This window comes from Burkholderia sp. BCC0405 (assembly GCF_902833075.1).
Taxonomy (GTDB): Bacteria; Pseudomonadota; Gammaproteobacteria; order Burkholderiales; family Burkholderiaceae; genus Burkholderia.
Genome location: NZ_CADFEO010000030.1, coordinates 49,442 through 74,279, shown reverse-complemented (window position 1 = coordinate 74,279; position 24,838 = coordinate 49,442). Strand labels below are relative to the sequence as shown.

Annotated in this window: 26 protein-coding genes; 13 read left to right on the top strand and 13 right to left on the bottom strand. The window is 68.4% G+C overall.

Annotated elements, in window-relative coordinates; all coding sequences use genetic code 11:
- The first annotated feature begins 85 nt into the window (after nt 1-85).
- A complete protein-coding gene (locus HWX36_RS34005; RefSeq protein WP_175958079.1) occupies nt 86-247 on the top strand; it encodes a hypothetical protein in 162 nt (53 codons plus the stop codon).
- 160 nt (nt 248-407) lie between these two features.
- Entirely contained in the window at nt 408-1,478 is a 1,071-nt protein-coding gene (locus tag HWX36_RS34000) for a porin (RefSeq protein WP_175958136.1), read from the top strand.
- Nucleotides 1,479-1,536: 58 nt separating this feature from the next.
- Here HWX36_RS34000 and HWX36_RS33995 read toward each other — a convergent pair whose 3' ends face one another.
- Nucleotides 1,537-2,493 (bottom strand): LysR family transcriptional regulator, encoded by a 957-nt coding sequence (locus HWX36_RS33995; RefSeq protein WP_175958135.1) that lies wholly within the window; start codon nt 2,491-2,493, stop codon nt 1,537-1,539.
- A 190-nt stretch (nt 2,494-2,683) separates the two neighbouring features.
- On the opposite strand from HWX36_RS33995, the gene HWX36_RS33990 reads away from it, so the two are divergent.
- From HWX36_RS33990 to HWX36_RS33975, 4 genes are all read left to right on the top strand, one after another.
- Nucleotides 2,684-3,994, top strand: a complete 1,311-nt coding sequence (locus HWX36_RS33990; protein WP_089445300.1) for an MFS transporter — start codon at nt 2,684-2,686, stop codon at nt 3,992-3,994.
- A gap of 31 nt (nt 3,995-4,025) precedes the next feature.
- On the top strand, nt 4,026-5,297 hold the full coding sequence (locus HWX36_RS33985) for a Zn-dependent hydrolase (RefSeq protein ID WP_175958134.1): 1,272 nt from the start codon (nt 4,026-4,028) through the stop codon (nt 5,295-5,297).
- Between the two features lie 33 nt (nt 5,298-5,330).
- Nucleotides 5,331-6,353 carry a histone deacetylase family protein gene (locus tag HWX36_RS33980; protein ID WP_175958133.1) on the top strand — a complete coding sequence of 341 codons (1,023 nt, stop codon included), beginning with the start codon at nt 5,331-5,333 and terminating at the stop codon, nt 6,351-6,353.
- 198 nt (nt 6,354-6,551) lie between these two features.
- Complete coding sequence (locus HWX36_RS33975; RefSeq protein ID WP_175958132.1) at nt 6,552-6,809, top strand: hypothetical protein; 258 nt, start codon at nt 6,552-6,554, stop codon at nt 6,807-6,809.
- Nucleotides 6,810-6,833: 24 nt separating this feature from the next.
- Here the strand turns inward: HWX36_RS33975 and HWX36_RS33970 are convergent, their stop codons facing one another.
- The 6 genes from HWX36_RS33970 to HWX36_RS33945 all read right to left on the bottom strand — a co-directional run bounded on the left by HWX36_RS33970 (nt 6,834) and on the right by HWX36_RS33945 (nt 14,845).
- Complete coding sequence (locus HWX36_RS33970) at nt 6,834-7,796, bottom strand: spore coat protein U domain-containing protein (RefSeq protein WP_175958131.1); 963 nt, start codon at nt 7,794-7,796, stop codon at nt 6,834-6,836.
- Nucleotides 7,793-10,177 (bottom strand): fimbria/pilus outer membrane usher protein, encoded by a 2,385-nt coding sequence (locus HWX36_RS33965; protein ID WP_175958130.1) that lies wholly within the window; start codon nt 10,175-10,177, stop codon nt 7,793-7,795. Before HWX36_RS33965 ends, HWX36_RS33970 begins: the two co-directional genes overlap by 4 nt.
- A gap of 7 nt (nt 10,178-10,184) precedes the next feature.
- Complete coding sequence (locus HWX36_RS33960; protein WP_175958129.1) at nt 10,185-10,904, bottom strand: molecular chaperone; 720 nt, start codon at nt 10,902-10,904, stop codon at nt 10,185-10,187.
- Nucleotides 10,905-10,919: 15 nt separating this feature from the next.
- Nucleotides 10,920-11,417: a spore coat U domain-containing protein gene (locus tag HWX36_RS33955; RefSeq protein WP_175958138.1), complete on the bottom strand. Its 498-nt coding sequence runs from the start codon at nt 11,415-11,417 to the stop codon at nt 10,920-10,922.
- 572 nt (nt 11,418-11,989) lie between these two features.
- A complete protein-coding gene (locus tag HWX36_RS33950) occupies nt 11,990-13,195 on the bottom strand; it encodes an MFS transporter (protein WP_175958128.1) in 1,206 nt (401 codons plus the stop codon).
- A gap of 729 nt (nt 13,196-13,924) precedes the next feature.
- The gene (locus HWX36_RS33945; RefSeq protein WP_175958127.1) at nt 13,925-14,845 is read right to left on the bottom strand and encodes a LysR family transcriptional regulator; all 921 of its coding nucleotides are present in this window, start codon (nt 14,843-14,845) and stop codon (nt 13,925-13,927) included.
- A gap of 155 nt (nt 14,846-15,000) precedes the next feature.
- Between HWX36_RS33945 and HWX36_RS33940 the strand changes: the two genes are divergently transcribed.
- Both HWX36_RS33940 and HWX36_RS33935 read left to right on the top strand, forming a co-directional pair.
- Complete coding sequence (locus HWX36_RS33940; protein WP_175958126.1) at nt 15,001-15,921, top strand: pyridoxal-phosphate dependent enzyme; 921 nt, start codon at nt 15,001-15,003, stop codon at nt 15,919-15,921.
- Nucleotides 15,922-16,112: 191 nt separating this feature from the next.
- Nucleotides 16,113-16,250, top strand: a complete 138-nt coding sequence (locus tag HWX36_RS33935) for a hypothetical protein (RefSeq protein ID WP_175958125.1) — start codon at nt 16,113-16,115, stop codon at nt 16,248-16,250.
- A gap of 148 nt (nt 16,251-16,398) precedes the next feature.
- Here the strand turns inward: HWX36_RS33935 and HWX36_RS33930 are convergent, their stop codons facing one another.
- Both HWX36_RS33930 and HWX36_RS33925 read right to left on the bottom strand, forming a co-directional pair.
- Nucleotides 16,399-17,517: a DUF2242 domain-containing protein gene (locus HWX36_RS33930; protein ID WP_175958124.1), complete on the bottom strand. Its 1,119-nt coding sequence runs from the start codon at nt 17,515-17,517 to the stop codon at nt 16,399-16,401.
- Between the two features lie 115 nt (nt 17,518-17,632).
- Nucleotides 17,633-18,526, bottom strand: a complete 894-nt coding sequence (locus HWX36_RS33925; protein ID WP_175958123.1) for a LysR family transcriptional regulator — start codon at nt 18,524-18,526, stop codon at nt 17,633-17,635.
- 108 nt (nt 18,527-18,634) lie between these two features.
- Here HWX36_RS33925 and HWX36_RS33920 point away from each other — a divergent pair, with 108 nt between their 5' ends.
- Entirely contained in the window at nt 18,635-19,390 is a 756-nt protein-coding gene (locus HWX36_RS33920) for a TerC family protein (RefSeq protein ID WP_175958122.1), read from the top strand.
- Nucleotides 19,391-19,481: 91 nt separating this feature from the next.
- Nucleotides 19,482-19,817 (top strand): zf-TFIIB domain-containing protein, encoded by a 336-nt coding sequence (locus HWX36_RS33915; RefSeq protein WP_175958121.1) that lies wholly within the window; start codon nt 19,482-19,484, stop codon nt 19,815-19,817.
- 87 nt (nt 19,818-19,904) lie between these two features.
- Here the strand turns inward: HWX36_RS33915 and HWX36_RS33910 are convergent, their stop codons facing one another.
- Complete coding sequence (locus HWX36_RS33910) at nt 19,905-20,315, bottom strand: Hsp20/alpha crystallin family protein (protein ID WP_175958120.1); 411 nt, start codon at nt 20,313-20,315, stop codon at nt 19,905-19,907.
- 16 nt (nt 20,316-20,331) lie between these two features.
- Entirely contained in the window at nt 20,332-20,769 is a 438-nt protein-coding gene (locus HWX36_RS33905) for an Hsp20/alpha crystallin family protein (RefSeq protein WP_175958119.1), read from the bottom strand.
- Between the two features lie 247 nt (nt 20,770-21,016).
- On the opposite strand from HWX36_RS33905, the gene HWX36_RS33900 reads away from it, so the two are divergent.
- Nucleotides 21,017-21,934 (top strand): 3-hydroxyacyl-CoA dehydrogenase NAD-binding domain-containing protein, encoded by a 918-nt coding sequence (locus HWX36_RS33900; protein WP_175958118.1) that lies wholly within the window; start codon nt 21,017-21,019, stop codon nt 21,932-21,934.
- A gap of 15 nt (nt 21,935-21,949) precedes the next feature.
- Here the strand turns inward: HWX36_RS33900 and HWX36_RS33895 are convergent, their stop codons facing one another.
- Together HWX36_RS33895 and HWX36_RS33890 are read right to left on the bottom strand one after the other, a co-directional pair.
- Complete coding sequence (locus HWX36_RS33895; protein WP_175958117.1) at nt 21,950-22,231, bottom strand: DUF4148 domain-containing protein; 282 nt, start codon at nt 22,229-22,231, stop codon at nt 21,950-21,952.
- A gap of 166 nt (nt 22,232-22,397) precedes the next feature.
- Nucleotides 22,398-23,246 carry a LysR substrate-binding domain-containing protein gene (locus tag HWX36_RS33890; RefSeq protein WP_175958116.1) on the bottom strand — a complete coding sequence of 283 codons (849 nt, stop codon included), beginning with the start codon at nt 23,244-23,246 and terminating at the stop codon, nt 22,398-22,400.
- A 329-nt stretch (nt 23,247-23,575) separates the two neighbouring features.
- Here HWX36_RS33890 and madL point away from each other — a divergent pair, with 329 nt between their 5' ends.
- Nucleotides 23,576-23,971 (top strand): malonate transporter subunit MadL, encoded by a 396-nt coding sequence (madL, locus tag HWX36_RS33885; protein ID WP_034186756.1) that lies wholly within the window; start codon nt 23,576-23,578, stop codon nt 23,969-23,971.
- A gap of 11 nt (nt 23,972-23,982) precedes the next feature.
- A complete protein-coding gene (gene madM, locus HWX36_RS33880) occupies nt 23,983-24,750 on the top strand; it encodes a malonate transporter subunit MadM (protein WP_175958115.1) in 768 nt (255 codons plus the stop codon).
- Nucleotides 24,751-24,838 lie beyond the last annotated feature (88 nt).

Here is a 24,838-nt window from a genome sequence, read left to right as displayed (position 1 = left end):
GCCATCGTTCGGCTGCGCTGCATCGACAGCAGTTCTTCCCGCTCGGCTTCGCTCAGATTCATTTTGCCCATGCACCATTAGATCAGTGCAATTTCATTGGTTCAATGGACTAGGCGGCACCGACATCTCGTGGATCCTCGGCCTGGTCGTGCCGGCCGTGCTGTATTACATCGGCGCGCGCGCGTCGCGTCGCAGCATTCCCGAACGCCTGATCCTGCCGCTCGAGCGCGGCGAAGTTCACCACTGACGACACGTCGCGCACATCGGGCCGGCCGGCGGCCGGCCTGAATGCTGAATGAGCCGGGCGCTGCCTGCGCCGGGCTCCTCCCCACGTTTCCTTTCCCGCGATGCCGGTGCGGCGCAACTGCCGCGCGCGGTGCCGCTTCATTCTCGAATCATTGAATAGTATGACTAAACAAAAGAAAGCCAGCGGGAGCGATTCCCGGGCGCGGAGGGCGCACGCCGGTCTTCGCATGACGGTCGCGGTGGCGTGCGTCGCCGGGCCGGGCGCCGCGTTCGCGCAGGACGGCGTCACGCTGTACGGCGTGATCGACGAGTTCGCGCAGTACGTGAATACGGGCAACGGCTATACGGCGGCGATCAATTCGGGCGGCCAGTGGGGCAGCCGGTTCGGGCTGAAGGGCGGCGAGGATATCGGCGGCGGGCAGAAGATCGAGTTCGCGCTGGAGAACGGCTTCAACCCGAACGACGGTTCGCTGGCGAGTTCGGGCAGCCTGTTCAACCGGCAGGCGTGGGTTGGCATCGCGGGGCAGTGGGGCAAGGTGCGCGCGGGCCGCCAGAATTCGCCGCTGTTCAACGACCAGGGCGGCCAGGACGCGTTCGGCGGCGTCACGCAGGCGTCCGGCATGGACAACCTGACCGTGTTCGCGTTCCGCACCAGCAACACGCTGTCGTACCAGAGCCCGGAGATCGCGGGTTTCCAGGGCGGGCTGTACTTCGGGTTCGGCGATGCGGGCGGCGTGCGCTCGGCAGGCTCCAGCCAGCAGTTCGACCTGACCTACGAACACGGGCCGTTCGGCGCGTTCGTCGCGGGCCAGTGGCTGAAGAACGCGACGGCGAGCACCACCGATCGCACGATCATGGCCGGCGCGTCGTACGAGATCGGCAAGGCAACCGTGTACGGCGGCTTCTCCGCGGTGAAGTGGGCCGATCTCGGCATCGATTCGCGCGTGTACGGGCTGTCGGTCAAATACCAGTTCAATCCGGCCAACTACGTGGCGCTCGGCTATGCGTATCTGCACGACCAGTCGTCGCAGGGCAACAATGCGGACCAGCTCGGGCTGATGTACGAATACGACCTGTCGAAGCGCACGAGCTTCTACGGCGCCCTGTCGTACCTGCGCAACCGCAACCAGGCCGGCTATACGCTCGCCGGCGCGGCGAACCCCGGCTTGCCGCTCGCGTATCCGGGTGCGAATGCGCGCGGTGTGCAGCTCGGCATCGTGCATCGCTTCTGACGTCGTCGACGTGCCGGGCCGTGTGCGCCCGGCGCTTTCCCCGGGCGCGTTCGCGCCGTCATTTCCCCAGCCGCTCCGCGAGCGAATAGCGCTGCATGCAGCGCTCCATCGCGTCGAGAAACGCCTGCTCGGCCGCGTTCATCTTGCGGTCGCGATGCCACAGCAGGAACACGTCGACATCGACGAGCCCGTCGTCGGGCGGCAGCCGCCACAGCCGCTGCTGCGCGATGTCGTCGCGCACGATGTGCTCGGGCAGGCAACCGATCCCGTAGCCGGCGAAGATCAGCCGCCGCACTTCCTCGAGGCTCGGCGACGACGCGACGATGCGCCCCGTGAAGCCTCTCTGGTCGCGAAACACGGTGAGCGGCGACAGGCTGTCGCCGATCTGGTCGCTCGTAAACGACACGAAATTCTCGGCGAGCAGATCGTCCATCCGCAGTTGCGTCTGCCCGAACAGCCGGTGATGGCGGCCGCAGTAGATCGCATAGCGCTGGCGCAGGAAGCAGCGCATCTCCAGCTTGTCGTGCGGCGTACGGCACAGGCCGAGCCCGGCCGTGGCCGTCTTCTGCAGCAGTGAAGACAGAATGTCCGACGAGCGCATCACCTCGATCTGCAGGTCGATGCGCGGATAGGCGCGATGGAATTCCGCGAGGAATTCGTCGTAGACGGGCGACTCGATGCGGCTCACCGTCAGCAGCCGGATCGAACCGGTCAGGTCGGCCGTGCTGTCGTCGATTTCGGTTTCGAGACGCGAGATACCGCCGTAGATGTCGCTCGCGATCCGGTAGACGGCTTCGCCGGCGGGTGTCGGTGCGAAGTGCGTGCCGCGCCGCTCGATCAGCTTGCGTTCGAGGGTGTCCTCGAGCCGCCGCAATGCCTGACTCACGGCCGGCTGCGTCACGTGCAGGCGCGCGGCCGCGCGGCTCACGCTGCGCTCCTGGATGATCACCAGATACGTGCGCAGCAGGTTCCAGTCGAGGCGGTCGTTCAGGAACGGGGCAAGGTCGGGGCGCATCGGGTCTCCGGGCGAGGCGTCCAGATGGACATTAGTTGAATTTATACGGCGAATAATAACTTGAAATTTGACTAATGAATTGCGGTCGCCGATAAAGGAGGGGCGCCGCAGCGTGCGGCGCAAGGCCGCGACAGACGGCCGTCACACGATATTGCGCGCCGCCCCGCAGCGTCGCGCGCCAGGAGCCCCCATGACCCAGTCCCTTCCTTCCGCCCGCCAGCCGGGGCGTGCCGCGACGGCCGCATTCATCGGCACGATGATCGAGTGGTACGACTTCTACATCTACGCAACCGCCGCCGCGCTCGTGTTCGGCGAACTCTATTTCCCGTCGCATGACCGCTTCGTCAGCACGATGGCGTCGTTCGCGACGTTCGCGGTCGGCTTCTTCGCGCGGCCGCTCGGCGGCGTGATCTTCGGCCATCTCGGCGATCGCATCGGCCGCAAGAAGGCGCTGATGACGACGCTGATGATGATGGGCGTCGCGACCGTCTGCGTCGGGCTGCTGCCTGATTATTCGAAGGTCGGCATGCTCGCGCCGGTGCTGCTCGTCGCACTGCGCGTGGTGCAGGGGATCGCGGTGGGCGGCGAATGGGGCGGCGCGGTGCTGATGGCGGGCGAGCATGCGCCGCAGGGGCGCCGCACGTTCTTCGCATCGTTCGCGCAGCTCGGCAGCCCGGCCGGGCTGATCCTGTCGCTGATCGCGTTTCGCGCGGTCACGTCGATGGACAAGGCCGACTTCCTCGCGTGGGGCTGGCGCCTGCCGTTTCTCGCGAGTTCGGTGCTGCTCGTGGTCGGCATCCTGATCCGGCTCGGCGTGAACGAGTCGCCGGAATTCGCGCGCGTGAAGGAAACCAACCGCACGGTGAAGCTGCCGGTCGCGGAAGTGTTCCGCTCCGCGTCGGGGCTCGTGGCGCTCTGCATCGGCGCAAACACGATCGGCATCGCGGGCGTCTATTTCACGAACACCTTCATGATCGCGTATACGACGCAGTACGTCGGCGTCTCGCGATCGCTGATCCTCGACAGCCTGTTCGCGGTCGCGATCATCCAGTTCGTCGCGCAGCCGATCGCAGCATGGATCGCCGAGCGCATCGGCGGCGCACGCTTCCTGAAGCTCGCGGCGCTGCTCGCGATGCTGTCGCCCTATCCGATGTTCATGCTCGTGCAGGGCGGCACGTCCGCCTCGCTGATCGCAGGCATCGCGCTCGCGGTGGTCTGCATGGCCGGCTTCTATTCGGTGATCGCGGGTTTCGTGAGCGACGTGTTCCCCGCGCACGTGCGCTATTCGGCGATCTCGCTCGCCTACCAGATCTGCGGCGCGCTCGCGGGCGGACTGACGCCGCTCGTCGGCACGTGGCTCGCACATCGCTTCGCGGGCCAGTGGTGGCCGCTCGCGGTGTTCTACACATGTCTCGCCGGCATCTCGCTGCTCTGCATCGTCGCGCTCGACGCACGCCGCGCGGCAAGGCCCGCCGCCGCCGAAGCGCTTGGCTCGCAGTGAACCTCAACGAACGAATTCATCCGGAGTGCATATGAAAGACCTGCTGGAAATCGACGGCGCCCGTTTGTGGCGGAGCCTGGCGGATATGGCGCGCGTCGGCGCGACGCCGCGCGGCGGCGTGCGGCGCCTCGCGCTTACCGAAGACGACCGTCGCGGGCGCGACCTGTTCGCGCAGTGGTGCCGCGACGCCGGGATGACGGTGAGCGTCGACGCGGTCGGCAACCTGTTTGCGCGGCGCGACGGCGCCGATGCGCAGGCCGCTCCGGTGCTGATCGGCAGCCATCTCGACACGCAGCCCGAAGGCGGCCGCTTCGACGGCGTCTATGGCGTGCTCGCCGCGCTCGAACTCGTGCGCACGCTGAACGACGCGGGCATCGCGACCATCAAGCCGCTGGAGATCGTGTCCTGGACCAACGAGGAGGGCGCGCGCTTCGCGCCGGCGATGCTCGGCTCGGCCGTGTTCACCGGCGCGTTGCCGCTCGACGACGCGCTCGCGAAGCAGGACGCCGACGGCGTCACGCTCGGCGCGGCACTGGACGCATGCGGCTATCGCGGCACGCGTGCGCCGGGCGGCACGGTCGATGCGTACTTCGAAGCCCATATCGAACAGGGCCCCGTGCTCGAGGCGAACGGCACGACGATCGGCATCGTCACGGGCGGGCAGGCGATCCGCTGGCTCGACGTGACGGTGACGGGCGTGGCCGCGCATGCGGGCACGACGCCCATGCCGTATCGCAAGGATGCCTGTTTCGCGAGTGCGCAGATGGCGCTCGAACTCGAACGGATCGTCGCCGGCTATGCGCCGCGCGGGCTCGCGACGATCGGGCAGGTCGGCATCCGCAATGCATCGCGCAACACCATTGCCGGCGAGCTGACGTTCACGGTCGACCTTCGCCATCATGACGACGCGCAAGTCGATGCGATGGAGCGCGAATGGCGCGATGCGTGCGCACGTATCGCGGCCGGGCGTGGCGTGCAGGTCGCGATCGACACCTGCTGGCGCAGCCCGGCGACGCCGTTCGATCGCGACTGCGTCGAGCAGGTCGCGCAGGCGGCCGCCGCGTTCGGCTATACGCACGAGCGGATCGTCAGCGGCGCCGGGCACGACGCGATCCTGCTCGCGCGCCGGGTCCCGACCGCGATGGTGTTCATTCCGTGCGTCGACGGCCTGTCGCACAACGAAGCCGAGGATGCGCTGCCTGCCGACGTGACGCGCGGCGCGAACGTGCTGCTTCATGCGGTGCTCGCGCGCGCCGGCGTCGCGGCGGGCGTTGCCGCGGCGGCCGCCACGCAGGATGCATGACGCGGCGAATCGATAAACCGACGAGGGCGAACGATGAAAACCTATTTCCATCCCGAGCAGTTGCTGCACCATCCGCGCAGCTACCTGTCGCGCGGCCGGATGCGTGAACCGCAGGAAGTGCCCGAGCGCGCGGCGCGACTCGTCGCGGCTGTCCGGTCACTCGACTTCGACGTGCGCGAGCCGGCGGACCGCGGCACCGCACCGATCGCGGCCGTGCACGACATGAACTACCTGCGCTTTCTGGAAGAAGCGCACCGCGACTGGAAGCAGATGCCCGACGACTGGGGCGACGAAGTGATGTCGAACGTGTTCGTGCGCGACCCGAACCCGCTGCGCGGCGTGCTCGCGAAAGCCGCGCGCTACCTCGCCGACGGCAGCTGCCCGGTCGGTGCGAACACCTGGCGCGCCGCGTACTGGTCCGCGCAGGGCGCGCTTGCGGCCGCGGCCGACGTCAACGGCGGCGCACGCGAGGCGTACGCGCTGTGCCGGCCGCCCGGCCATCACGCACGTCGCGACGCGGCCGGCGGCTTCTGCTACCTGAACAATGCGGCGATCGCCGCGCAGTCGCTGCTCGGCCGCCACCGCCGGGTCGCGATCCTCGACACCGACATGCATCACGGGCAGGGTGTGCAGGAAATCTTCTACGGCCGCGACGACGTGCTGTACGTGTCGATCCACGGTGACCCGACCAACTTCTACCCGGTCGTCGCGGGCTATGAGGAAGAGACGGGCACGGGGGCCGGCGACGGATTCAACCTCAACCTGCCGATGCCGCACGGTGCGCCGGAGTCGGCGTTCTTCGAGCGGCTCGACGACGCGTTGCGCGCGCTCGCCCGGTTCCAGCCCGATGCACTCGTGCTCGCGCTCGGCTTCGATATCTACAAGGACGATCCGCAATCGCAGGTGGCCGTCACGACCGACGGCTTCGGGCGGCTCGGCGGCGCGATTGGCGCACTCGGGTTGCCGACGGTGATCGTGCAGGAGGGCGGTTATCACCTCGACAGCCTCGACGCGAATGCGCGTGCATTTTTCGGCGGATTCGCCGCCGCGCGCTGACGCTTCCGGACGGCTGGTATGCGACGCTCGCCGCGCAGCATCGGCGCGGCGCAGGTCGGGGCCCGATTGCGCGCCAGCGCATTCGGGTTTTTCACTTGCGCTTCGCCGATTCGGGCGTACGCTTGACGGATCGATGAAGAAGAGGGGAGAACGATGAAGGTAACCGGACGGACCGGAAAGGGCGCGTTCGCACTTGCGATGCTGAGCACCGGCCCGCTTGCCTGCGCGGCCGAGCCGTCGATCCCGCTCAGGGTCAGCCTCACGATCCCGGAAATCTGCACGATTGGCGCGGCCGCTGGTCAGGGCCCGGGCGCGCGCGTCGAGTTTGACGCGCCGAGCGTCAGTTGCATCCACGGCACCCCGTTCCTGCTCAGTCATGCATCCGGGCCCGGCGCGACCTCGCCGCCGCGCGGCCTGGGAGTCGGTGCGGCCGCGGCATGGACCGTCACGTTCTGAGCAACGTCTCCGCTGCTTCGCCGGTCAGAAACTGATCGTCGCGGTGATCGTGTCGCTGTAGCTGCCGGGCGCGGGCGTGGTCTGCGGCGGCACCGCGCCGTACACGGTCACGACCTGCGACGTGCCCGTGCCGACGCCCGTGACCGTCGCGCTGCCGCCCGTGCCGTCACCCCACCCGATCGAGTGCGCGGCGTCCGTGTAAAGCCCGTAGCCGATCGTTCCGCCTCCACCGCTGCGCTGCATCTGGCGCGCCGTCACGTTGCCGCTGTTGCCACCGTTCAGCGCGATCATCCACGCGTCGCCGTTCGTGCACTGCGCGGTGATCGTACCCGTTGCCGCTAGCGTGCTCGACAACAGGCTGGCAGTACCGAAGCTCACGTTGGTCGCGTTGATGTTGCAGTTGTTGACGACGTTCGCCGTCGCACTGAACGGGAAGGTGCCGCTCGACGTCGTCAGCGACGCGCAGGTCGGCGCGCTGAGCAGGTAGAAACCGGTGTTGAGCGACGTCGTGGTGCCGCCGAATGTCTGCGAGTAGGTCGTGGTGCTGTTGCCGGTCGTCGGCACGGTCGGCTGGTTCCCGGTGATCTGTCCGTACACGGTGACCGTCGCGGACGCGCTGGTGCCGAGCGCCGGTTTGACGAGCGAGACGGACGCCGGTGTCGTACCGGAATACACGGAGCCCCACGCGACGGTATGCCCGCTGTCGAGATAGAGGTCGTACTGCATCGCATTGCCGCCGTTGACGAGGCTGCGCGGGCTCGTGCCGCCGAGATTCAGGCATACGACCACGTTCGGCGTCAGCGAGACGGTCGACCACGTGCAGGTGACGCTGACCGTGCCGGTCGCCGCGACCGGCGCGTTCGAGATCGGGCTGACCGAGCCGAAGCTCACGTTCGATGCGGTGGCCGTGCAGCTTTCGGCCTGTGCGTGACGGGGCGAGCCGCACCACGCGACGAAGGCAACGAGGACCAGCAGCGCGATCCTCATTGCGTCGCCCGGCACGTGAGCGGCCCGATGGTCGGCAGCGTGCCGCCGCCGGGCGCGCTGAACGGGAAATCCGCGACGCAGCGTTGCGTGCCGTAGTCGATCACGAGGTGGTTGTCCTCCTTCAGTCCGTCGATGAACGTGAGCCCGTCGTAGCCGACGATCGTATCCGTGCCGCTTTCGGCGTGATGCACGCGCGCGCCGACCGGCAGCGGGCGGCCGCCGGTATCGCGCAAGATTACCGACGCCGCGCGATAGCGCGACACGCCGAAATGCGCGACGACGCCCGATTGCGCCTGCGGCACGACCGTCATCGACGTGCGTGCGATCCGCGCATCGGCGGGCAGTTTCATCGAGTCGATCGCGATCTGGTTGTTCTGGTACGCGTTCAGGTCGGGTACGAGCAGGTGCCCCGCGCGATCGGTCGTACCGATCACGCGGTTTTCGTGCAGCACCGGAATGCCTGCGACGCCGTCGGTCGATACCAGCGCGAAGCCGTCGTTGATGCGGCGCGACAGCTGCAGGCTGCGGTCCATGAACACCAGCGCGCCGCTGACGTCGAGCGATGCGCCGGTCTGGCGGTCGATGTTCTGTGCGGCCGCGATGACTTCGCCCGCATGACCGAGATAGCGTACTTGCGCCTGCCGGTAGGGCACCGCGCCCGTGCCGCCGGTCTGCACGCCCCAGCCCCAGCCGCCGTCGTAGTCGGGCGGGCGGCTCGAGTCGACCGTGTAATTCGACTGGCCGCGCTGGCGCCCGACGGTCGCATTGATCGACGTGTTGCGCCCGAGCCCGATGTTCAGCGATACGAACGCGCCGTTCGCGCCCTGCTGCGCGAAGTCGCGGTACGCACTGACGCTCAGCGAGGCGAGATCGCCGAAGCTCAGCGTGTACGACACCGTGCCGATCCGCGTGCCCGGGCCTTGCGGCAGCCGGAAGCCGATATAACTGAGCGAGAATGTCTGGCGGTGCATGAACGGCAGCGCGAGCGTCGCCTGGTCGGTCGCCGCGGGCGCCGTCGCGCCGTCGCGCGAGGCGAGATCGCCGTAGCGGCCGAACGCGCGGATCGTCTGCGCGTTGATCGAGAAGCGCGGTTCGATCAGTTGGTAGCCGATGCTCACTTGCGTACCGGAAAAGCGGCCGGCGCTGCCCGCGACCGCGCCGCTCACGACGCCCGCATTGCCGAGCCGCAGCAGCGCGCCGACGCCGGTGTTGAGCACGCCGCCGGTGGCTTCCGCGTGCCCCTCGACGGTCAGCGCATCGGTGACGCCGCGCCGCATCGAGCCGCTGACTGCTGGCCGCGCGTCGTAGTCGAACGACTGCAGCCCGTAATTGCGGCGCAGGAAGCCGGCTTCGAACGAATAGCTCGACAGCCCGGCGGACAGCATGCGCGTATCGACGTAGAGCGGCACGGACGTCGCGACGGTGCGCCCGAGCGCGTCGCGCGTGATGACGGTCGCCTGGCCGGCGCCCGTGATGCCCGGCACGTCGTGGATGATGAACGGGCCGCTCGGCACGTTGCCCGAGTACTGGCGCACGTTGTTGATGTACAGGTCGACCGCCGACGGTACGGCGGCGGAGCCCGTGAGCGACGGGATCGGGAATGTCACGAGATCGGGCCGCAACGCGAAGTTGCTGCGCCACTGGACGCCGCCGAGGCGCACCGAGCGCGTCCATGCGAGCGATCCCGAGATCGTGTCGCCGATCTGTGTCGTGCTCGGCCGTGCCGGATCCGAGCGGCTCCATGACGTATCGAAGCGCGTGTAGCGCCGGCGGCCGTCATGGAAGGTCGCGACGCCGGTGGTGTCGAACACGCCGCCCGGATCGAAGTAGCGCACGTCGGTGTAGAGCGAAACCTGCCGGTTGCCGAGCGTCTGCGCGTACGCCTCGTAGTTGATCGCGACGCCGCGCGACGCGCTGGCCGCCTGCGTGGGCGGCAACGCGCGGCTGTCGACCGTGTACGGCCGGCGCAGCGTGTCGGGCATCTGCAGGTCGACGCTCTGGTGTGCCGCGTCGTAGCGGTAGCGCAGGCCGGGAATCGTGTCGAGGTCGATCGTCGTCGCGTCGGCGATGCCGAGCCGGTCGGTCGCGAGGCCGATCGTGTGCAGGTCTGCGCCGCTCGCCGACAAGTGCCCGTCGCGTTCGCGGAAGTGCGCGAGCAGCGTCGTGTTTTCGCCGTTGACGCTGACTTCGAGGATCACGTCATGCATGCTGTCGGTCATCACGAGTGCGGCGGGTTCATCCGCGCGTGCGCAGCCGAGGGCAAGCAGGCCGCCGGCCACGACGGCCGCGAGTGCGGCGCGCGGCGAACGAAGCGGGGTCCTGCGTCCGTTGGCCGGACGCGTGCGGGCGCGTGGCGAAGGGGGAGGGGCCGGGCGGCGCACCGGCGGTCTAGCCCGGCGGCTCCACCGTGACGATCGCACTGGCCGGCTGCGAATTGACGGCCGCCCGCACCGTGACCTTGCCGCCTAGCGCGACGCCGGCCGGCAGCGGCACGCTCCACTGGCCCGTGCGCCCCGCGAGCGCATAGCCGAGCAGGCCGCGCGTGAGCGGATACGTGCGGCCGTCGCCGGTCACGAGTTCGACCGATGCCAGTTGCGCGCGCCGCGTGCCGCCGTTGTGCACCCGCAGTACCCAGCCGTCGTTGCCGCGCAGCAGCGCCCAGTCGAGCTGGGGCGCGCCGTCGGTTGCCGGCTCGACGAACACCGGAATCGAATAGCGCAGCCGGATCGACACGCCGTTGGCCGGCGCTTCGCCGGGCTGCGGCAGCTCGTCGATCAGCAGCCGGTAGGTCTGCTCGGCGCCGGCAGGCGTGCGCGATGCGCGCACGACGCGGATCAGCTGTTCGGACTGCGTACCGACTTCGATGAGCGGCGGGCTGGCCATCAGATCCTGGGTGGGTGTCAGCGTGTCCTGGCCGTCGGCCTGGTCCCAGCGGAACACGCGCACCTGTCCGTACACGGGGCGCTCGCCCGGATTGCGCAGCGTGATGCCGGTGGCCGTGTCGTCGGTGCCGAATTCGATCGTGACCGGGGAAATCTGCAGCGACGCGGCGTGCACGGCGCCGGCCGCCCATAGCAGCGCGGCGAGCGTTCGACGTAATGCGGACATGGCGAGCCGCACCGGTCAGAAGTAGACGGTTGCGGTGACGGTCGTCTGGTAGGTGTCCGGCTTCGGCGTTGCCTGCGCGGGCACCTGGCCGTAGACGGTCAGGGACTGCGCAGCGCCCGTGCCGGTGCCGGCCACGGTATCCGTGCCTTGCGTGTTGCCCCAGATCGTCGTGTGCCCGGCATCCTGGTAGAGCTGGAAGCCGACGGTCGTCGACGTGTTGCCGGTCGCCGTGCCGGCCATCAGCCGGCTCGCGACGCTCGACCCCGTGACCGTGCCCGCGTCGAGACCGACGTTGTAGGGCGTCGTGTTGGTGCAGGTGACGCTCACGGTCGTCTGCTGGTTGATCGCGGTGGCCAGCACCCCGCTGGTGCCGAAGGCGAGCGGGTTCGCGGCGATCGTGCAGTTCGGCTGCAGCGTCAGCGTGACGTTGAAGGTGGCGGTCGCGGTGCCGTTCGAATAGGTGGCAGCATCGGCGGCGGGAATCGAAAGGCCGATTGACAGCGCGAGCGACAACGTCGTGGAAGCGATGGCGACTTTCACACTGATCCCTCATCGATCGTTTTTCATTGGATTTATGCCGCGCTTCGCATGCACGGTATTGCCGATGCTGATACGAATCGGCAATTCTTTCAATCTTTTAATTCGTCATGTTTCATTTTGTTACATTTTATCCGGGCATTGATTGAATAAAGCCGTGGAACATTTCATTTTCTGATTTTCCGTGATCGATTTGAATGAAAGATCATCCCGCGGTGCAGCAATATTGAGTAATTCGTGCGGGGTTCGATGCGATTTCCAGACCGAGTTGGCGAGCTGAATCGGCCCGTTTGGAATGAGTGTCCATGCGCTGAATGAAATGGAAGGGAGGTGGGCATTCGAGCGGATTGAATCGACTTCGATATTCCGCCAATGTGTTGAATCCGGGGCGCTGAAAAATTGACGAATATTCCGGATTTTTCCGATTGAGGGATTGTTGAATTAGGATTGATCGTTGAAAACGAACACGGCCGCATTGCGCGGCCGTGAGCGTGGATCGGTACGGATCGGCGGTCCGGCGTGCATCGCCGGCGCGCGACGTGCGGCGATTACGAATTCGCTGCGGCCGGCGCGCGGCGCTGCTGCGCGATCTGCAGGAGGACGAGCGCGAGCCCGGCCGCGGCGATCAGCCCGCCGACGAGCGGCACGGCGGCGTATCCGAACCCGGCCGAGATCGCGGCACCGCCGGCGGCCGCGCCGAGTGCGTTGCCGAGGTTGAACGCGCCGATGTTGACGGCGGACGCAAGGCCCGGCGCTTCGTGGGCCGCCCGCATCACGCGCATTTGCAGCGGCGGCACGACCGCGAACGTTGCGACACCCCACACGAGCAGCGTGACGGCTGCGCCGGCATGCGTGCCGGCGAGCACCGGGAACGCGGCCATCGTGGCGATCAGCAGCAGCAGGAAACCGATCAGCGTGCCGTCGAGCGAGCGGTCGGCGAGGCGCCCGCCCGCGATGTTGCCGATCGAGAAGCCGACACCGATCAGCACCAGCATCGCGGTCACGAAGCCGGGCGTCGCGCCGGTCACGTGTTCGAGCGTCGGCGCGACGTACGTGTAGAGCGTGAACATCGCACCGGCGCCCAGTACGGTCGTCCCGAGCGCGCCGAGCACGACAGGGCGCGTCAGCACCGAGAGTTCCGCGCGCAGGTCGGGCATCTTGCCGGCTTCGCCCTTCGGCAGCGCCGCGAACAGCCCGGCGATCGCAACCAGGCCGAGGCCCGCGGTCGCCGCGAACGACAGGCGCCAGCCGATGATCTGGCCGAGCCAGGTCGCGGCCGGCACACCGCCGACGTTCGCGATCGTCAGGCCCATGAACATCGTCGCGACCGCGCTGGCCTGCTTTTCGCGCGGCACGAGGCTGGCCGCGACCACCGAGCCGAGTCCGAAAAAGGCGCCGTGGTTGAGGCTCGTCACGAGGCGGGCGAGCAGCAGCGTCGTGTAGCCCGGCGCGAGCGCCGACAGCAGGTTGCCGATTGTGAAGATCGACATCAGCGCGATCAGCGCCGAGCGGCGCGACCAGCGCGCGAGCAGCAGCGTCATCAGCGGCGCGCCGGCCATCACGCCGATCGCATAGGCGCTGATCAGCATGCCGGCCTGCGGAATCGATACGTGCACGCCGTCGGCGATCACGGGCAGCAGGCCCATCGGCGAGAACTCGGTCGTGCCGATGCCGAACGCGCCGGCGGCGAGTGCCAGCAGCGGCAGCGCTGCGCTGCCGCCCGGGCGGGGAGGAGAGGAAGTCGTGGGGTTCACGCGATGAGCTCCTGTAGTCGAGGGACAACGGCACGGGCCGTTGCGGTCAGCGCGAAGTGTGCCTGCATGACTTTTGCGGAAAAAGCCGCATATGGACGAAATTATCTTGATTTAATTTCAACAATGCAGCGAGCGCGTGAAGTCCGCTGGCGAGCCCGGTGCAAGAGCGGCTTTTCGAAAGTGCCATGTAAAGAATGGTGTGTGGCTTTCGGCCGGGAGATCGCAATCCATCGGCGCTGCGAGGTGGACCGACGGCCGCTCCTCCCGATGATCCGGCCGCCGTCCGCAGATCGTCCGTCGACGCGCCGCCGCGCGGATCGGGCGAACCGGTCAGGTGGCGGGCATCCCCCCGAGCGAACGTCGCACCGTCGCCAAAAACCCTTTGCAGACAAGGCATACGGGCGAAAAAATCCCCGATCACAGGGGGACCGTGACCGGGGCGGAAACGCATCCTCTCTTTGGCACGAGGGTTGGATGCGCGCGAAGTATATTTCGAACCATGACAATTCGAACCGGCGTTAAACGGCCGTTTTGGGTGTCAATTTAAAAACACCGGCGCTGCGACGTCCGGCGTCATCATTTCGAAAGAATTTTCGCGGTAAAGATGCGGCTGTTTAGCGTGTTTCAGCAGCCAAGGCGACGGTTTGACGGAACGGTGTCGCCCGTCATTCGGGCGCCGCGGATCGTGTCGCTCAAGTACCGGGCGAGGTCGCCGTATCGGCTGCCCGCTCAGCCCGGTTGGCGCGCTTCGCCGGCGGCATCGCGCACGGCTTCGAGAAATCGCGCGACGACAGGCGATGGCGGCATTGCCGCACCGTCGAACACGAACTCGATGTCGAAGCGGCTGGCAAGCTCGTCGAGCGCGACGAGCCGGACCGTGCGCGGGCAGGTCGGCGTCGCGCTTTGCGGCACGAATGCACAGCCCATCCCGGCTGCGACGAGGCCGATCAACGTCGGAATGTCGCTGCCGACCTGCGCGATGCGTGGCGTGAAGCCGGCCTGCCGGCATTGCCCCATCAGGAACCGGTGGTGCGCAGCGGAGCGCTGCGCGTCGAACCAGACGAACGGTTCGTTCGCGACGTCGGCCAGCGTGCGCGGCGCGGTGAAGCGTCCGCCCGGCGGCGCGGGCATCGCGAGCACGAAGCGGTCGCTCAGCAGCCGTACGCCCGACAGGTGCGGCGCCTCATCTTGACGCCACGCCATGATCCCGCCGTCGAGCTGGCCGCGCATCAGCGCGTTCGCCTGTTCGGCCGACAGCATCGGCGCGATCGACAGCTTCACGTCCGGGCACGCGTTGCGAAACGCCTTGAGGACGTTCGCGACGACGGGCAACGGCAGGCAGTTCGGCAACGCACCGAGCCGCAACTCGCCCAGTTGGCCGGCCGCGCTGCGCAGTGCGCGCTCACGGCTGTCCTGCAGTGTCGCGAGCAGGCCGGTCGCATCCTGCAGGAAGCTGGCGCCGGCCGCCGTGAGCGTGACGCCCGTTGCGCGGCGCACCAGCAGCGGCGTACCGATCGCGTCCTCGAGTTCGCGGATCTGTCGCGACAGCGCGGGCTGGACGATGCCGGCCGCGCGGGCGCCGGCCATCACGCTGCCGGCTTGCGCGACGGCCACGAAGTAGCGCAGGTGACGCAGTTCGATCTTGCGCATGCAGTATCCGTTCCGGTTCGTCGATATACCTGTGGAGCATAGCAAACGCCATCCGATGGTATTGGAAAGCATGGGAGGCGTGCCGTACGATGACCGTCGTTGCCGCTCGCCGTTGCGCGTCGCGTGCGTTCCCACCTTCCCATTGGTTCCGTCCCATGCCGCTTCATGTCCCGACCCCTTATCTCCGCTCGCAAATTGCGTCCCGCCGGCTCGGCAGGGCCATCCGGCTGAAGCTCGATGCGCTGCAGCCGTCGGGCTCGTTCAAGCTGCGCGGCATCGGCGCCGTCTGCGAAGCGCGGCATGCGGCCGGCGCGCGGCGCTTCGTGTCGTCGTCGGGCGGCAACGCGGGCATCGCGGTCGCGTATTGCGGCCGCGAACTCGGCGTGCCGGTGCTCGTCGTCGTCCCCGAAAGCGCGTCGGCCCGTGCGCGCGAGCTGATTCGCGTCGAGGGGGCGGAGCTCATCGTGCACGGCGCGAGCTGGGCCGAGGCGAACGCGTTCGCGCAGTCGGCGCTCGGCGAGCACGATGCGTTCGTGCATCCGTTCGACGATCCCGTGCTGTGGCAGGGCCACGCGACGATGATCGACGAGATGGCGGCGGCCGGCCCCAAGCCCGACGCGATCGTGCTCGCGGTCGGCGGCGGCGGGCTGCTGTGCGGCGTGCTCGAAGGGCTCGCGCGCAATGGCTGGCGCGACGTGCCGGTGGTCGCGGCCGAAACGCAAGGCGCCGACTGCTATGCGCGCTCGCTGGCGCAGGGGCATGGGGTCGAATTGCCGGCGATCACGAGCATCGCGACGTCGCTCGGCGCGAAGCGTCCGTGCGATGCGGCGGTCGAATGGGCGGCGCGACACGAGATTCACCCGGTCGTCGTGTCGGATGCCGATGCGGTGGCCGCGTCACTGCGATTTCTCGACGAGCACCGGATCGTCGTCGAGCCTGCATGCGGTGCCGCGCTGGCCGCGCTCGAGCGGCCGGTGCCCGTGCTCGCGTCGGCGAAGGATATCGCCGTGATCGTCTGCGGCGGCGTGACGGCGACCGTCGAGCAGTTGCAGACGCTGCGCGCAACGTTGGGGTAGGCGGGGCGGTCGGCGCAAGCGGGCTGGTCGGGGGACGGCTGGACGGCGATCGACGATGGGTATCGGCGTGATCGTCTGCGGCGGCGTGACGGCGACCGTCGAGCAGCTGCAGACGCTGCGCGCAACGTTGCGGTAGGTGGGGCGGCCGGCGCAAGCGGGCTTGTCGGGGGACGGCCGGACGGCGATCGACGATGGGTATCGCCGAGATCGTCTGCGGCGGCGTGACAGTGACCGCCGAGCAACTGCAGACGCTGTGCGCGCCGTTGCGGCATGCAGGGTGGAGGCGCGAGCCGGCCGATGGCCGGACGGCCGTCGATCTCCGTGAATGACGGAATCGGCCGAGCCTGTCCGACGCAAGGCATCGGCATGACGGGCAGCCAGCCGGCGGCGTGGAAATTCCCGTGACGACTGACGGGCAACGGGGCGTATCGTCGCGCTGCGCCGGTTGCGGCCAGGAGCGACGATACGGGCGGTCGATCAGTTTGCGGCCGGTGCGCTCGCGCCGGACGGGGCGGACGATGCGACGGGGTTGGCGGCGGCAGGCGCGGGCGACGTGCTCGACGGTGCCGATGCCGATACGGGGGCCGAAGCGGTGGACGCGGGCGCAGGCGCGACCGGTGCCGGTGTTGCGGCGGCAGGCGCCGACGCCGCTGCGGCAGGGTGCGACGCCGGGCCGGAAGCGGACGCAGGCGCGGAAGCCGGCACGGGGGCCGAAGCCGGCGTGGATGTCGATCCGGACGCCGATGCAGGCGTCGACGAGGCGGCCGACGCAGGCGCCACACCCGAAGCCGGTACCGACTCCGAACCAGACGCCGCTACCGGCGCGGCAGCACGCATCGCCGCCGGCGCGACCACGGCCGAAGCCGCGGCCGGCACGGCATTCGCGCCCGACTCGGGCGCCACGACCGGCAACGAAAGCGGCACCGGCGCCGCGGGCGGCGTCGGCACGACCGGGGTCGTCATCTTCATCGGCTCGCCCTGCGGCGTCGGCGCGGGTTCGGGCAGCGGCGTGACGGGTTCCTTCTCGGCGGCCTTGACGGTCGCGCGGTCACGGCGGGCCGGGTCGATCTTCAGGAAATGCTCGACGAGATTGAAGAAGCGCTCATAGAACACGCCGGCGGGAATCGTTTCGCTGGCGGTCTTGACGAGCGCGTCGTCGCTCGACCCGATCGGCAGCGACAGCGAGCCGAACACGCTGAGGCCGACGCTGGCCGACGTGTTCGACTTCTTCAGCGTGTAGCGATCCTGCACCGCGTTCACGTACGCGATGCTCGACGAGCCGTCCGCGTTCGCGTCCGCACACACGACGTGAAACTCGATCACGACGTGCATGTCGTTGTTCGGCTGGAAATTCTTGCTGCCGTCGACCGCATCGCTGCGCGACGACGACACCACATAGCCCTGGCTCAGCAGCGCGCGCCGCGCGGCCTCGCAGGTCGCATCGGATTTCGAGTGGAACGTATGCGCGTACGGGCTGCTGGTCGCGTCGAACTGTTCCTGCTGGTAGATCGGCTTGGGCGGCGACGAGCACGCCGCCAGCACGGTCGCGGCCGCGAGCGCGCACGAAACGGAAAACAGGCGAAATCGGTTGTGCATGGCGTCTTTCAGAAGGCTTGGCGAGAGGTCGCGCAACGGCGGTGCCTGGAAGAAGCGCGCGGCAATCTCGTAAGGCCGGGGCGCCATTATAGTTTCGTTTGATGTCGCGCTCGCTTCAGTCGGCCGGGGTGCCGCGTGCGGCGGCCAGCAATCGCGACGTCAGCGGATGGTGTTCGCCGCGCCGCGAGCGGATCGCGTGGATCTCCTCGGTCACGTCGCCCGCGCGTCCGAGCCGCCGCAAGCCGCGCAGCAGCGACGCGTCGTTCGCGCCGAGTTCGCTCAGCGGAAACACGCCGAGGCCGCGCGCCGCGAACACGGCCATCAGCGCGCTGTCCTCGAATTCCCCGGCCACGCGCGGCACGATCCGTTCGCCTTCCAGCCACACGTCGAGGCGCGCGCGCAGCGCCGAGTGCGCGGTCGGCAGCAGCACGGGCAGGTCGGCAAGACACCGCGGAAAGTGCTGCCGCGCGGCCGGCGTGACGAGCGCGGCGGGGCCATACCAGTCGACCGGCGACGCGACGAGCCGCTCGCTTGTCACGCGCAGGTTCGAGCCGGACGGCGCGCCCTGGCCGGCCAGCACCAGATCGAGATGATGCAGCGCCAGCTCCGCGAGCAGCGCATCGTGCTCGCCCTCGTGGCACAGCAGCCGCAGCGTGGGCGTATCCAGTACGGGCGCGAGGGTCGCGTGCGCGGCGAGCTTGGAGATGCCGTCCGCGAGGCCGACCGCGAGCCGCACGGTCGGCTGGCTGGCCGCCGCGCGCACTTCGTCGGGAATCAGCCGCCCCATCTCGAAGATCACCTCCGCGCGCGCAAACGCGGCCTGGCCGGCGTCGGTCATCGTGACGCCGCGCCCGGCCGGGCGCAGCAACTGGTGCCCGAGCGCTTTCTCGAGCTCGCGCACCTGCGCACTGATGGTCTGCACGGCCATGTCGAGCCGCGCGGCCGCGCGCGCAAAGCCGCCTTCCTTCACGACGACCCAGAAATAGTACAGATGTCGGAAATTGAGCATCGGATCGTAATTTCGTAAAAACCGAACCTAAAGTCAGATTCTCTCTGATTTTTCCGAAGTTCGGGGCGGCATATCATCTGGCTTTCCACTTTCGTATCGGCCCATTTCATGGACTACCTGCTGACGCTTGCCGTCGACCCCGCCGTCTGGGCTGCGCTTCTGACGCTCGTCGTGATGGAAGTCGTGCTCGGCATCGACAACCTGATCTTCATCTCGATCCTCAGCAACAAGCTGCCCGAAGCGCAGCGCGCCCGCACGCAGCGCCTCGGCATCGCGCTCGCGCTGGTGATGCGCCTCGCGCTGCTCGGCAGCGTCGCGTGGATCGCGAGCCTCACCGAACCCGTGTTTACGCTGTTCGCCCATGCGTTCTCGTGGCGCGACATGATCCTGCTGTCCGGCGGCCTGTTCCTCGTGTGGAAGGCGACCACCGAGATCCATCACCACGTGTCGCACGACGGTGAAGGCGAGGGCGGCGCCGGCGGCACGGTCGGCCTGACGATGTGGGCCGCGATCGGCCAGATCGTGATGCTCGACATCGTGTTCTCGATCGACAGCATCGTGACCGCGATCGGCATGACCGAGCACGTGCCGATCATGTTCGTCGCGGTGATCGTCGCCGTCGCCGTGATGCTGTTTGCCGCGCAGCCGCTCGCACGCTTCATCGACCGCAACCCGACCATCGTGATGCTCGCGCTGTCGTTCCTGGTCGTGATCGGCATGACGCTGATCGCCGAAGGGTTCGGTTCGCATGTGCCGAAGGGCTATATCTACGCGGCCATGGCGTTCTCGGCTTTCGTCGAAGGCATGAACATGCTGGCGCGGCGCGCGAAGGCGAAGCGCTCGGCACCGACGGAAGGCCGCTGAGCCATCGCGTGTGGCGCCGGCCGCTGCGGCGGCCGGCTTCACGCGCTTCATAGGGAATCCAGACGAGATTCGCACGGAAAGGAGAGACGCGATGAAATGCCCAGTCTGCAAGACGCCCGACCTGCTGATGGCCGAGCGCCAGTCGATCGAGATCGACTATTGTCCGACCTGCCGCGGCGTGTGGCTCGATCGCGGCGAACTCGACAAGCTGATCGCACGCGAGACCGGCGACGCGCCGCTGCGTCGCGACGAGACACCCGTGCGGCACGATGCGCAGGCGCCGCGCAGCCACGACGGCGGGTGGGGGCGCGACGGTCGCTCGCATGACAGCCGTGACAGACACGATGGCCGCTCGCACGATGAGCGCTACAAGCACGACGGCCAGCGTCGCCGGAAATCGGTGTTCGACCTGTTCGACTTCGACTGATTGCACCGCATGTCGTAAACAAGCCCCGCCGGGAGCGTACCCGGCGGGGCTTTTTCATGCGTGCGGGACGATCGCCCGCGTTGGTGCTTATGCGTGACCGGTCGTCACGGCGATGCGGCGCGGACGGGTTTCCTCGCGGCGCGGGATCGTCAGCGTCAGCACGCCGTCGCGCAGGTTCGCATCGATCCTCGACGTGTCGAGATCCGGGCTCAGCACGAAGCTGCGCGCATAGCGCGTCGCGCGGATTTCGGCATGCCGCACGCGCAGGTCGGCCGGCGTGTCGAGGTGCGTGTCGGCTTCGATCGTCAGCGTGTTGTCGTGCACCTTCACGTCGAGGTTTTCGCGCGGCACGCCGGGCAGATCGGCCCGCAGCGTGACGCCGAGATGATTCTCGACGACGTCGACGGCCGGTGGGATCGCGGGCCGTCGGGCTGCGTCGGCGGCAGCGGGGTGAACGGTGTTCGTCTGGCGCTCGGCCAGGGTCGGGTTCGCATTCATGTCGGTATCCTGACTATTATTGAACGGTGATCGCACGCGGCTTCGCTGCCTCGCGCCGGCCGACGCGAATCAGCAGGCAGCCGTTTTCGTAGCGGGCGCTGACCTGCTCGGGATCCGCGTCCCGCGGCAGCTCGACGACGCGGCGGAATGCGCCGTGAAAGCGTTCTTGCGCATAGGTGCGCAGATCGTCGCCTTCGCCGCGCGACGCAGGCTTGCGCTCGCCGCTGATCGTCAGCAGGTCCTTGTCGATCGACACGTCGAAGTCGGCCGCGGCCATGCCGGGCGCGAACGCGACGATCTCGATGGCGCCGTCGGTGGCGCCCACGTTGAGCGCGGGAAAGGCACCGGGCCACACTGCGCGAATGCCGGCTGGACGTTCGCCCAGCAGATTCGCTACTTGCCGCTGCACGCGGGCAAATTCGTCGAACAGGTCGCTGCCGAAATGGATACTCATGTTGGTCCTCCTGAACAGGGAACACGGGAGACGTGACGGCGCGACGCCTGCGGCGGGCGCGACGCGGGAGCTCCACTGGGTCGAAACGGGGGCGGTGCGTTGAACGGTGCACTGCCCGACGACGCGTAATTAGTGGCAGCCGAAGCGCATTTCAAGAGGGAATCTGCAATCTGCGTCAACGCAGGCCCGCACGATTCGATGCGACAATCGCCGCGATCTATTGGCAGGCCAACGACACGGGACAATCATGGACATTCGACGCATCGCGATCGTCGGCGCCGGCGTGATCGGCGCGAGCTGGGCCGCTTTCTATCTGACGAAGGGCTTCGACGTCGTGGCGACCGATACGGCGCCGCAAGCCGACGCGCGGCTGCGCGACGCGCTGGCCGCGTTTCTCGGCGACCGGGCCGCCGAACTGTCCGCGCGGCTGTCGTTCGACGCCGATCTCGTGCGCGCGCTCGACGGCGCCGATTTCGTGCAGGAGAACGGCCCGGAACGGCTCGACCTGAAGCGTGCGCTGTACCGCCAGATGGACGACGTGCTGCCCGCGCACGTGCCGATCGCGTCGAGTTCGTCGGGCCTGAAGATGTCGGACATCCAGACCGCATGCGAGAAGCATCCGGAACGCTGCCTGATCGCGCATCCGTTCAATCCGCCGCACCTGATTCCGCTCGTCGAGCTGGTCGGCGGCGACGCGACCAGCCGGGACGTGATCGCACGCGTGAAGGATTTCTACGACGCACTCGGCAAGCAGACCATCGTCCTCAACAAGGAGATGACCGGCCACGTCGCGAACCGGCTCGCGGCCGCGCTGTTCCGCGAGGTGTATCACCTCGTCGGCGAAGGCGTCGTGAGCGTTGCCGACGCGGACAAGGCCGTCGCATGGGGGCCCGGCCTGCGCTGGGGGCTGATGGGACAGTGCCTGACCTATCACCTCGGCGGCGGCGCGGGCGGGATCGCGCACTTTCTCGAACACCTGTCGGGGCCGATCACGAGCTGGTGGGATGACCTCGGCACGCCTTCGTTCGATCCGGATGTCGATCGCAAGCTGAACGACGAATTGCGCGCGATCCAGGGCGAGCGCGCGATGCAGGAACTGGCGGCCGAACGCGACCGCCTGCTCGTCGAGCTGATCGACGCGCGGCGCCGCAGCTTCCTGCCGTGACCGCGCCGCGGTCCGCTACTGTTGCGCGGCGGTTTGTGAGGGCTGCGGCGTCTGCGCGAGCCATGCCGGGCTCGCGGCCTGCACGAGTTCGCGGTTGCGCGCGCGTGTCGCGGCGTCCGGCGGGTAGTTGCCGTCGTTCGTCGGCAACTGACCGTCGAGATAGGCCTGCTTGAGTTGCGCGATGACTTCCGCGCGGGTCAGCCCCTGCGCGGGCGCCGCGGCGTCGGACGTCTGGGCAAAGGCGGGGGACAGCAGGGCGGCGGCGGCGGTCGCGACGGCGAATCGCAAGACATTCATGGTGTGCTCCGATCAAGGGGACGGGACACCGGATGCGCGCGGCGGGTGGCCGTGCGTTCCGATGGGTCCCATTGTCGCGAGCGGGTGCTGCGCGGACGATGACGCGTTCCGGGCAAAGCTGTCAGTTGCGGGCGCGGCCCCCGTGTGCGTGTCGTGCCCGGCGCGGTTACAACCCCGACGCGGCGGCAATCAGCGTCGCTTCGAGTGCGAGCGTCGAACGCGACGCGGCCGCCGGCCGGTCGATCACGTATTCGAGTTCGCCGAGTTCGGGCAGCCCCGCGTCGAGCCGCGCAAGCCCGGCCGGGATCACGTAGCCGGCGAACGCGCTGACGCCGAGCCCCGCGCTCGCAGCGGCGCGCAACACCGCGACGCTGCTGCTCACGACTGCGATCCGGTACGGCCGCCCGATGGCTTCGAGCGATTCGAGCACGCGGCGGCGCGACACGCTCGGCTCCGGATGCATCGCGAGCGGCAGCACGGCCTCGTGGCCGGTGATCCGCGAATCGGGGCCCGTGCACCAGTACAGCGGCTCGCTGCGGATCACGCGGCCGCGCCGGCTGCCGGCGATGCGCTTCGCGAATACGAGATCGTGCCGTCCTTCGTCCAGCGCGTCGAACAGGTCGCCCGACAGCCCGGTCGAGATCGCAAGCTCGACTTCCGGATTGCGCTGCACGAAGCTCGCGAGCGCGGCGGTCAGGTGCGCCGACGCGAAATCCTCCGACATCGCGAGCCGCACCTTGCCCGACAGCGGCGGCCCGCATACCGACGTGACGGCTTCGTCCATCAGCTCGAGGATGCGCACCGCGTAGCGGAACAGTGCGTCGCCGTGCTGCGACAGGTGCACGTTGCGCGTGTCGCGCTCGAACAGCGGCCGGTCGAGCAGTTCCTCGAGGCGGCGGATGTGCTGGCTGACGGTCGACTGCGACAGGTTCACGCGCTCGGACGCGGCGGTGAAGCTGCCGGACTGGGCGACGGCGACGAAGCTGCGCAGCAGCTCGGGCGGTAACGGACGCATTGCTAAATCCACTGAATCGGTTTCGACAACTTCATAAATGGCCGGAGATTGCGGCGCTAGTATCGGATCACGCCCCGGTGCGGCCCGCGCAAACGGGGCGAACCGGATGCGTAGCCCGTGTCGGGCCGGCGGCTGCGTCAGTCAGTCTACGGCATCCGGTGTCCGGCCCGAAACCGCATCATCCCATCGACCGCCCGAGAACGCGCCCGCACGACGGGCCGCCGGGCCGCGGCGCACCGCCGCAGGAGACAGTCCGCGCACGGGATCGACGTGCGGGCCCGCTTTCTGCACGCGTCAGGCGCCCGTCACGAAGAGACTGGAGACGATTCATGATCATCTACGGAACCGCGCTGCTGGCGTTCTGCCACCTGGCCGGACTGTTCCTCGGCGACCTGCTCGGCAGCGCGATCGGCGTGAAAACCAACGTCGGCGGGGTCGGCATCGCGATGCTGCTGCTGATCTGTCTGCGCCTCTGGCTGCACCGGCGCGGCTGGCTGCCGAAGGAGACCGAGGCCGGCGTCGGCTTCTGGGGCGCGATGTACATCCCGGTCGTCGTCGCGATGGCCGCGAACCAGAACGTCGTCGCCGCGCTGAAGGGCGGCCCGGTCGCGCTGTTGGCCGCCGTCGGCGCGGTCGCGATCTGCGCATGCTGCATCGCGGTACTCGTGCGCACCGGGCGCGACGACACGGCCTTCGCGGGCGTGCCGCAATTCGAAGAACAGTGACGGAGGCCGCCATGCTGCAGATGCTCGAAAAAACCGTCGCCCACAACGGGCTCGTCGCGTCGTTCGCGCTGGTCGGCCTGATCATGTGGCTGTCGTCGATCGCGTCGCGCAAGCTCACGTTCGGCCGCGTGCACGGCTCCGCGATCGCGATCGTGATCGGCCTCGCGCTGGCTTACGTCGGCGGCGCGTTCACCGGCGGCGAGAAGGGGATCGCCGACGTGCCGCTGTTCGCGGGCGTCGGCCTGATGGGCGGCGCGATGCTGCGCGATTTCGCGATCGTCGCGACCGCGTTCGAAGTGCAGCCCGCCGAGGCGCGCAAGGCTGGGCTCGTCGGCGTCGTGTCGCTGCTGCTCGGCACCGTGCTGCCGTTCATCGTCGGCGCGTGCATCGCGCGCGCATTCGGCTACACCGACGCGGTCAGCATGACGACCATCGGCGCGGGCGCCGTCACCTACATCGTCGGCCCCGTCACGGGCGCGGCGATCGGCGCAAGCTCCGACGTGATCGCGCTCAGCATCGCGACGGGGCTCGTGAAGGCGATCATCGTGATGGTCGGCACGCCGGTCGCGGCCAGCTTCATGGGCCTGAAGACGCCGCGTTCCGCGATGATCTTCGGCGGCCTCGCCGGGACCGTCAGCGGCGTGAGCGCGGGGCTTGCCGCGACCGATCGCCGGCTCGTCCCGTACGGCGCGCTGGTCGCGACGTTCCATACGGGCGTCGGCTGCCTGCTCGGCCCGTCGGTGCTGTTCTTCGCGACGCGCGCGCTGGTCGGTGCATAGGTCCGCGCGACGCGGCCCGCGTGCGGGCCGCATCCATCGCGGCGTCCTCTGAGTCGCATTCGTCAACATCATCAATCGGCGGCGGCGC

Bases quoted from the DNA above. Each gene is read 5' to 3' on its own strand.
- HWX36_RS33925 (WP_175958123.1), bottom strand. From the start codon at position 18,526: ATGCTCAATTTCCGACATCTGTACTATTTCTGGGTCGTCGTGAAGGAA.
- HWX36_RS33900 (WP_175958118.1), top strand. From the start codon at position 21,017: ATGGACATTCGACGCATCGCGATCGTCGGCGCCGGCGTGATCGGCGCG.
- HWX36_RS33945 (WP_175958127.1), bottom strand. From the start codon at position 14,845: ATGCGCAAGATCGAACTGCGTCACCTGCGCTACTTCGTGGCCGTCGCG.
- HWX36_RS33930 (WP_175958124.1), bottom strand. From the start codon at position 17,517: ATGCACAACCGATTTCGCCTGTTTTCCGTTTCGTGCGCGCTCGCGGCC.
- HWX36_RS33995 (WP_175958135.1), bottom strand. From the start codon at position 2,493: ATGCGCCCCGACCTTGCCCCGTTCCTGAACGACCGCCTCGACTGGAAC.
- HWX36_RS33905 (WP_175958119.1), bottom strand. From the start codon at position 20,769: ATGAGTATCCATTTCGGCAGCGACCTGTTCGACGAATTTGCCCGCGTG.
- HWX36_RS33970 (WP_175958131.1), bottom strand. From the start codon at position 7,796: ATGAGGATCGCGCTGCTGGTCCTCGTTGCCTTCGTCGCGTGGTGCGGC.
- HWX36_RS33940 (WP_175958126.1), top strand. From the start codon at position 15,001: ATGCCGCTTCATGTCCCGACCCCTTATCTCCGCTCGCAAATTGCGTCC.
- HWX36_RS33910 (WP_175958120.1), bottom strand. From the start codon at position 20,315: ATGAATGCGAACCCGACCCTGGCCGAGCGCCAGACGAACACCGTTCAC.
- HWX36_RS33935 (WP_175958125.1), top strand. From the start codon at position 16,113: ATGGGTATCGCCGAGATCGTCTGCGGCGGCGTGACAGTGACCGCCGAG.
- HWX36_RS34000 (WP_175958136.1), top strand. From the start codon at position 408: ATGACTAAACAAAAGAAAGCCAGCGGGAGCGATTCCCGGGCGCGGAGG.
- madL (WP_034186756.1), top strand. From the start codon at position 23,576: ATGATCATCTACGGAACCGCGCTGCTGGCGTTCTGCCACCTGGCCGGA.
- madM (WP_175958115.1), top strand. From the start codon at position 23,983: ATGCTGCAGATGCTCGAAAAAACCGTCGCCCACAACGGGCTCGTCGCG.
- HWX36_RS33920 (WP_175958122.1), top strand. From the start codon at position 18,635: ATGGACTACCTGCTGACGCTTGCCGTCGACCCCGCCGTCTGGGCTGCG.
- HWX36_RS33975 (WP_175958132.1), top strand. From the start codon at position 6,552: ATGCTGAGCACCGGCCCGCTTGCCTGCGCGGCCGAGCCGTCGATCCCG.
- HWX36_RS33895 (WP_175958117.1), bottom strand. From the start codon at position 22,231: ATGAATGTCTTGCGATTCGCCGTCGCGACCGCCGCCGCCGCCCTGCTG.
- HWX36_RS33985 (WP_175958134.1), top strand. From the start codon at position 4,026: ATGAAAGACCTGCTGGAAATCGACGGCGCCCGTTTGTGGCGGAGCCTG.
- HWX36_RS33960 (WP_175958129.1), bottom strand. From the start codon at position 10,904: ATGTCCGCATTACGTCGAACGCTCGCCGCGCTGCTATGGGCGGCCGGC.
- HWX36_RS33890 (WP_175958116.1), bottom strand. From the start codon at position 23,246: ATGCGTCCGTTACCGCCCGAGCTGCTGCGCAGCTTCGTCGCCGTCGCC.
- HWX36_RS33915 (WP_175958121.1), top strand. From the start codon at position 19,482: ATGAAATGCCCAGTCTGCAAGACGCCCGACCTGCTGATGGCCGAGCGC.
- HWX36_RS33980 (WP_175958133.1), top strand. From the start codon at position 5,331: ATGAAAACCTATTTCCATCCCGAGCAGTTGCTGCACCATCCGCGCAGC.
- HWX36_RS33990 (WP_089445300.1), top strand. From the start codon at position 2,684: ATGACCCAGTCCCTTCCTTCCGCCCGCCAGCCGGGGCGTGCCGCGACG.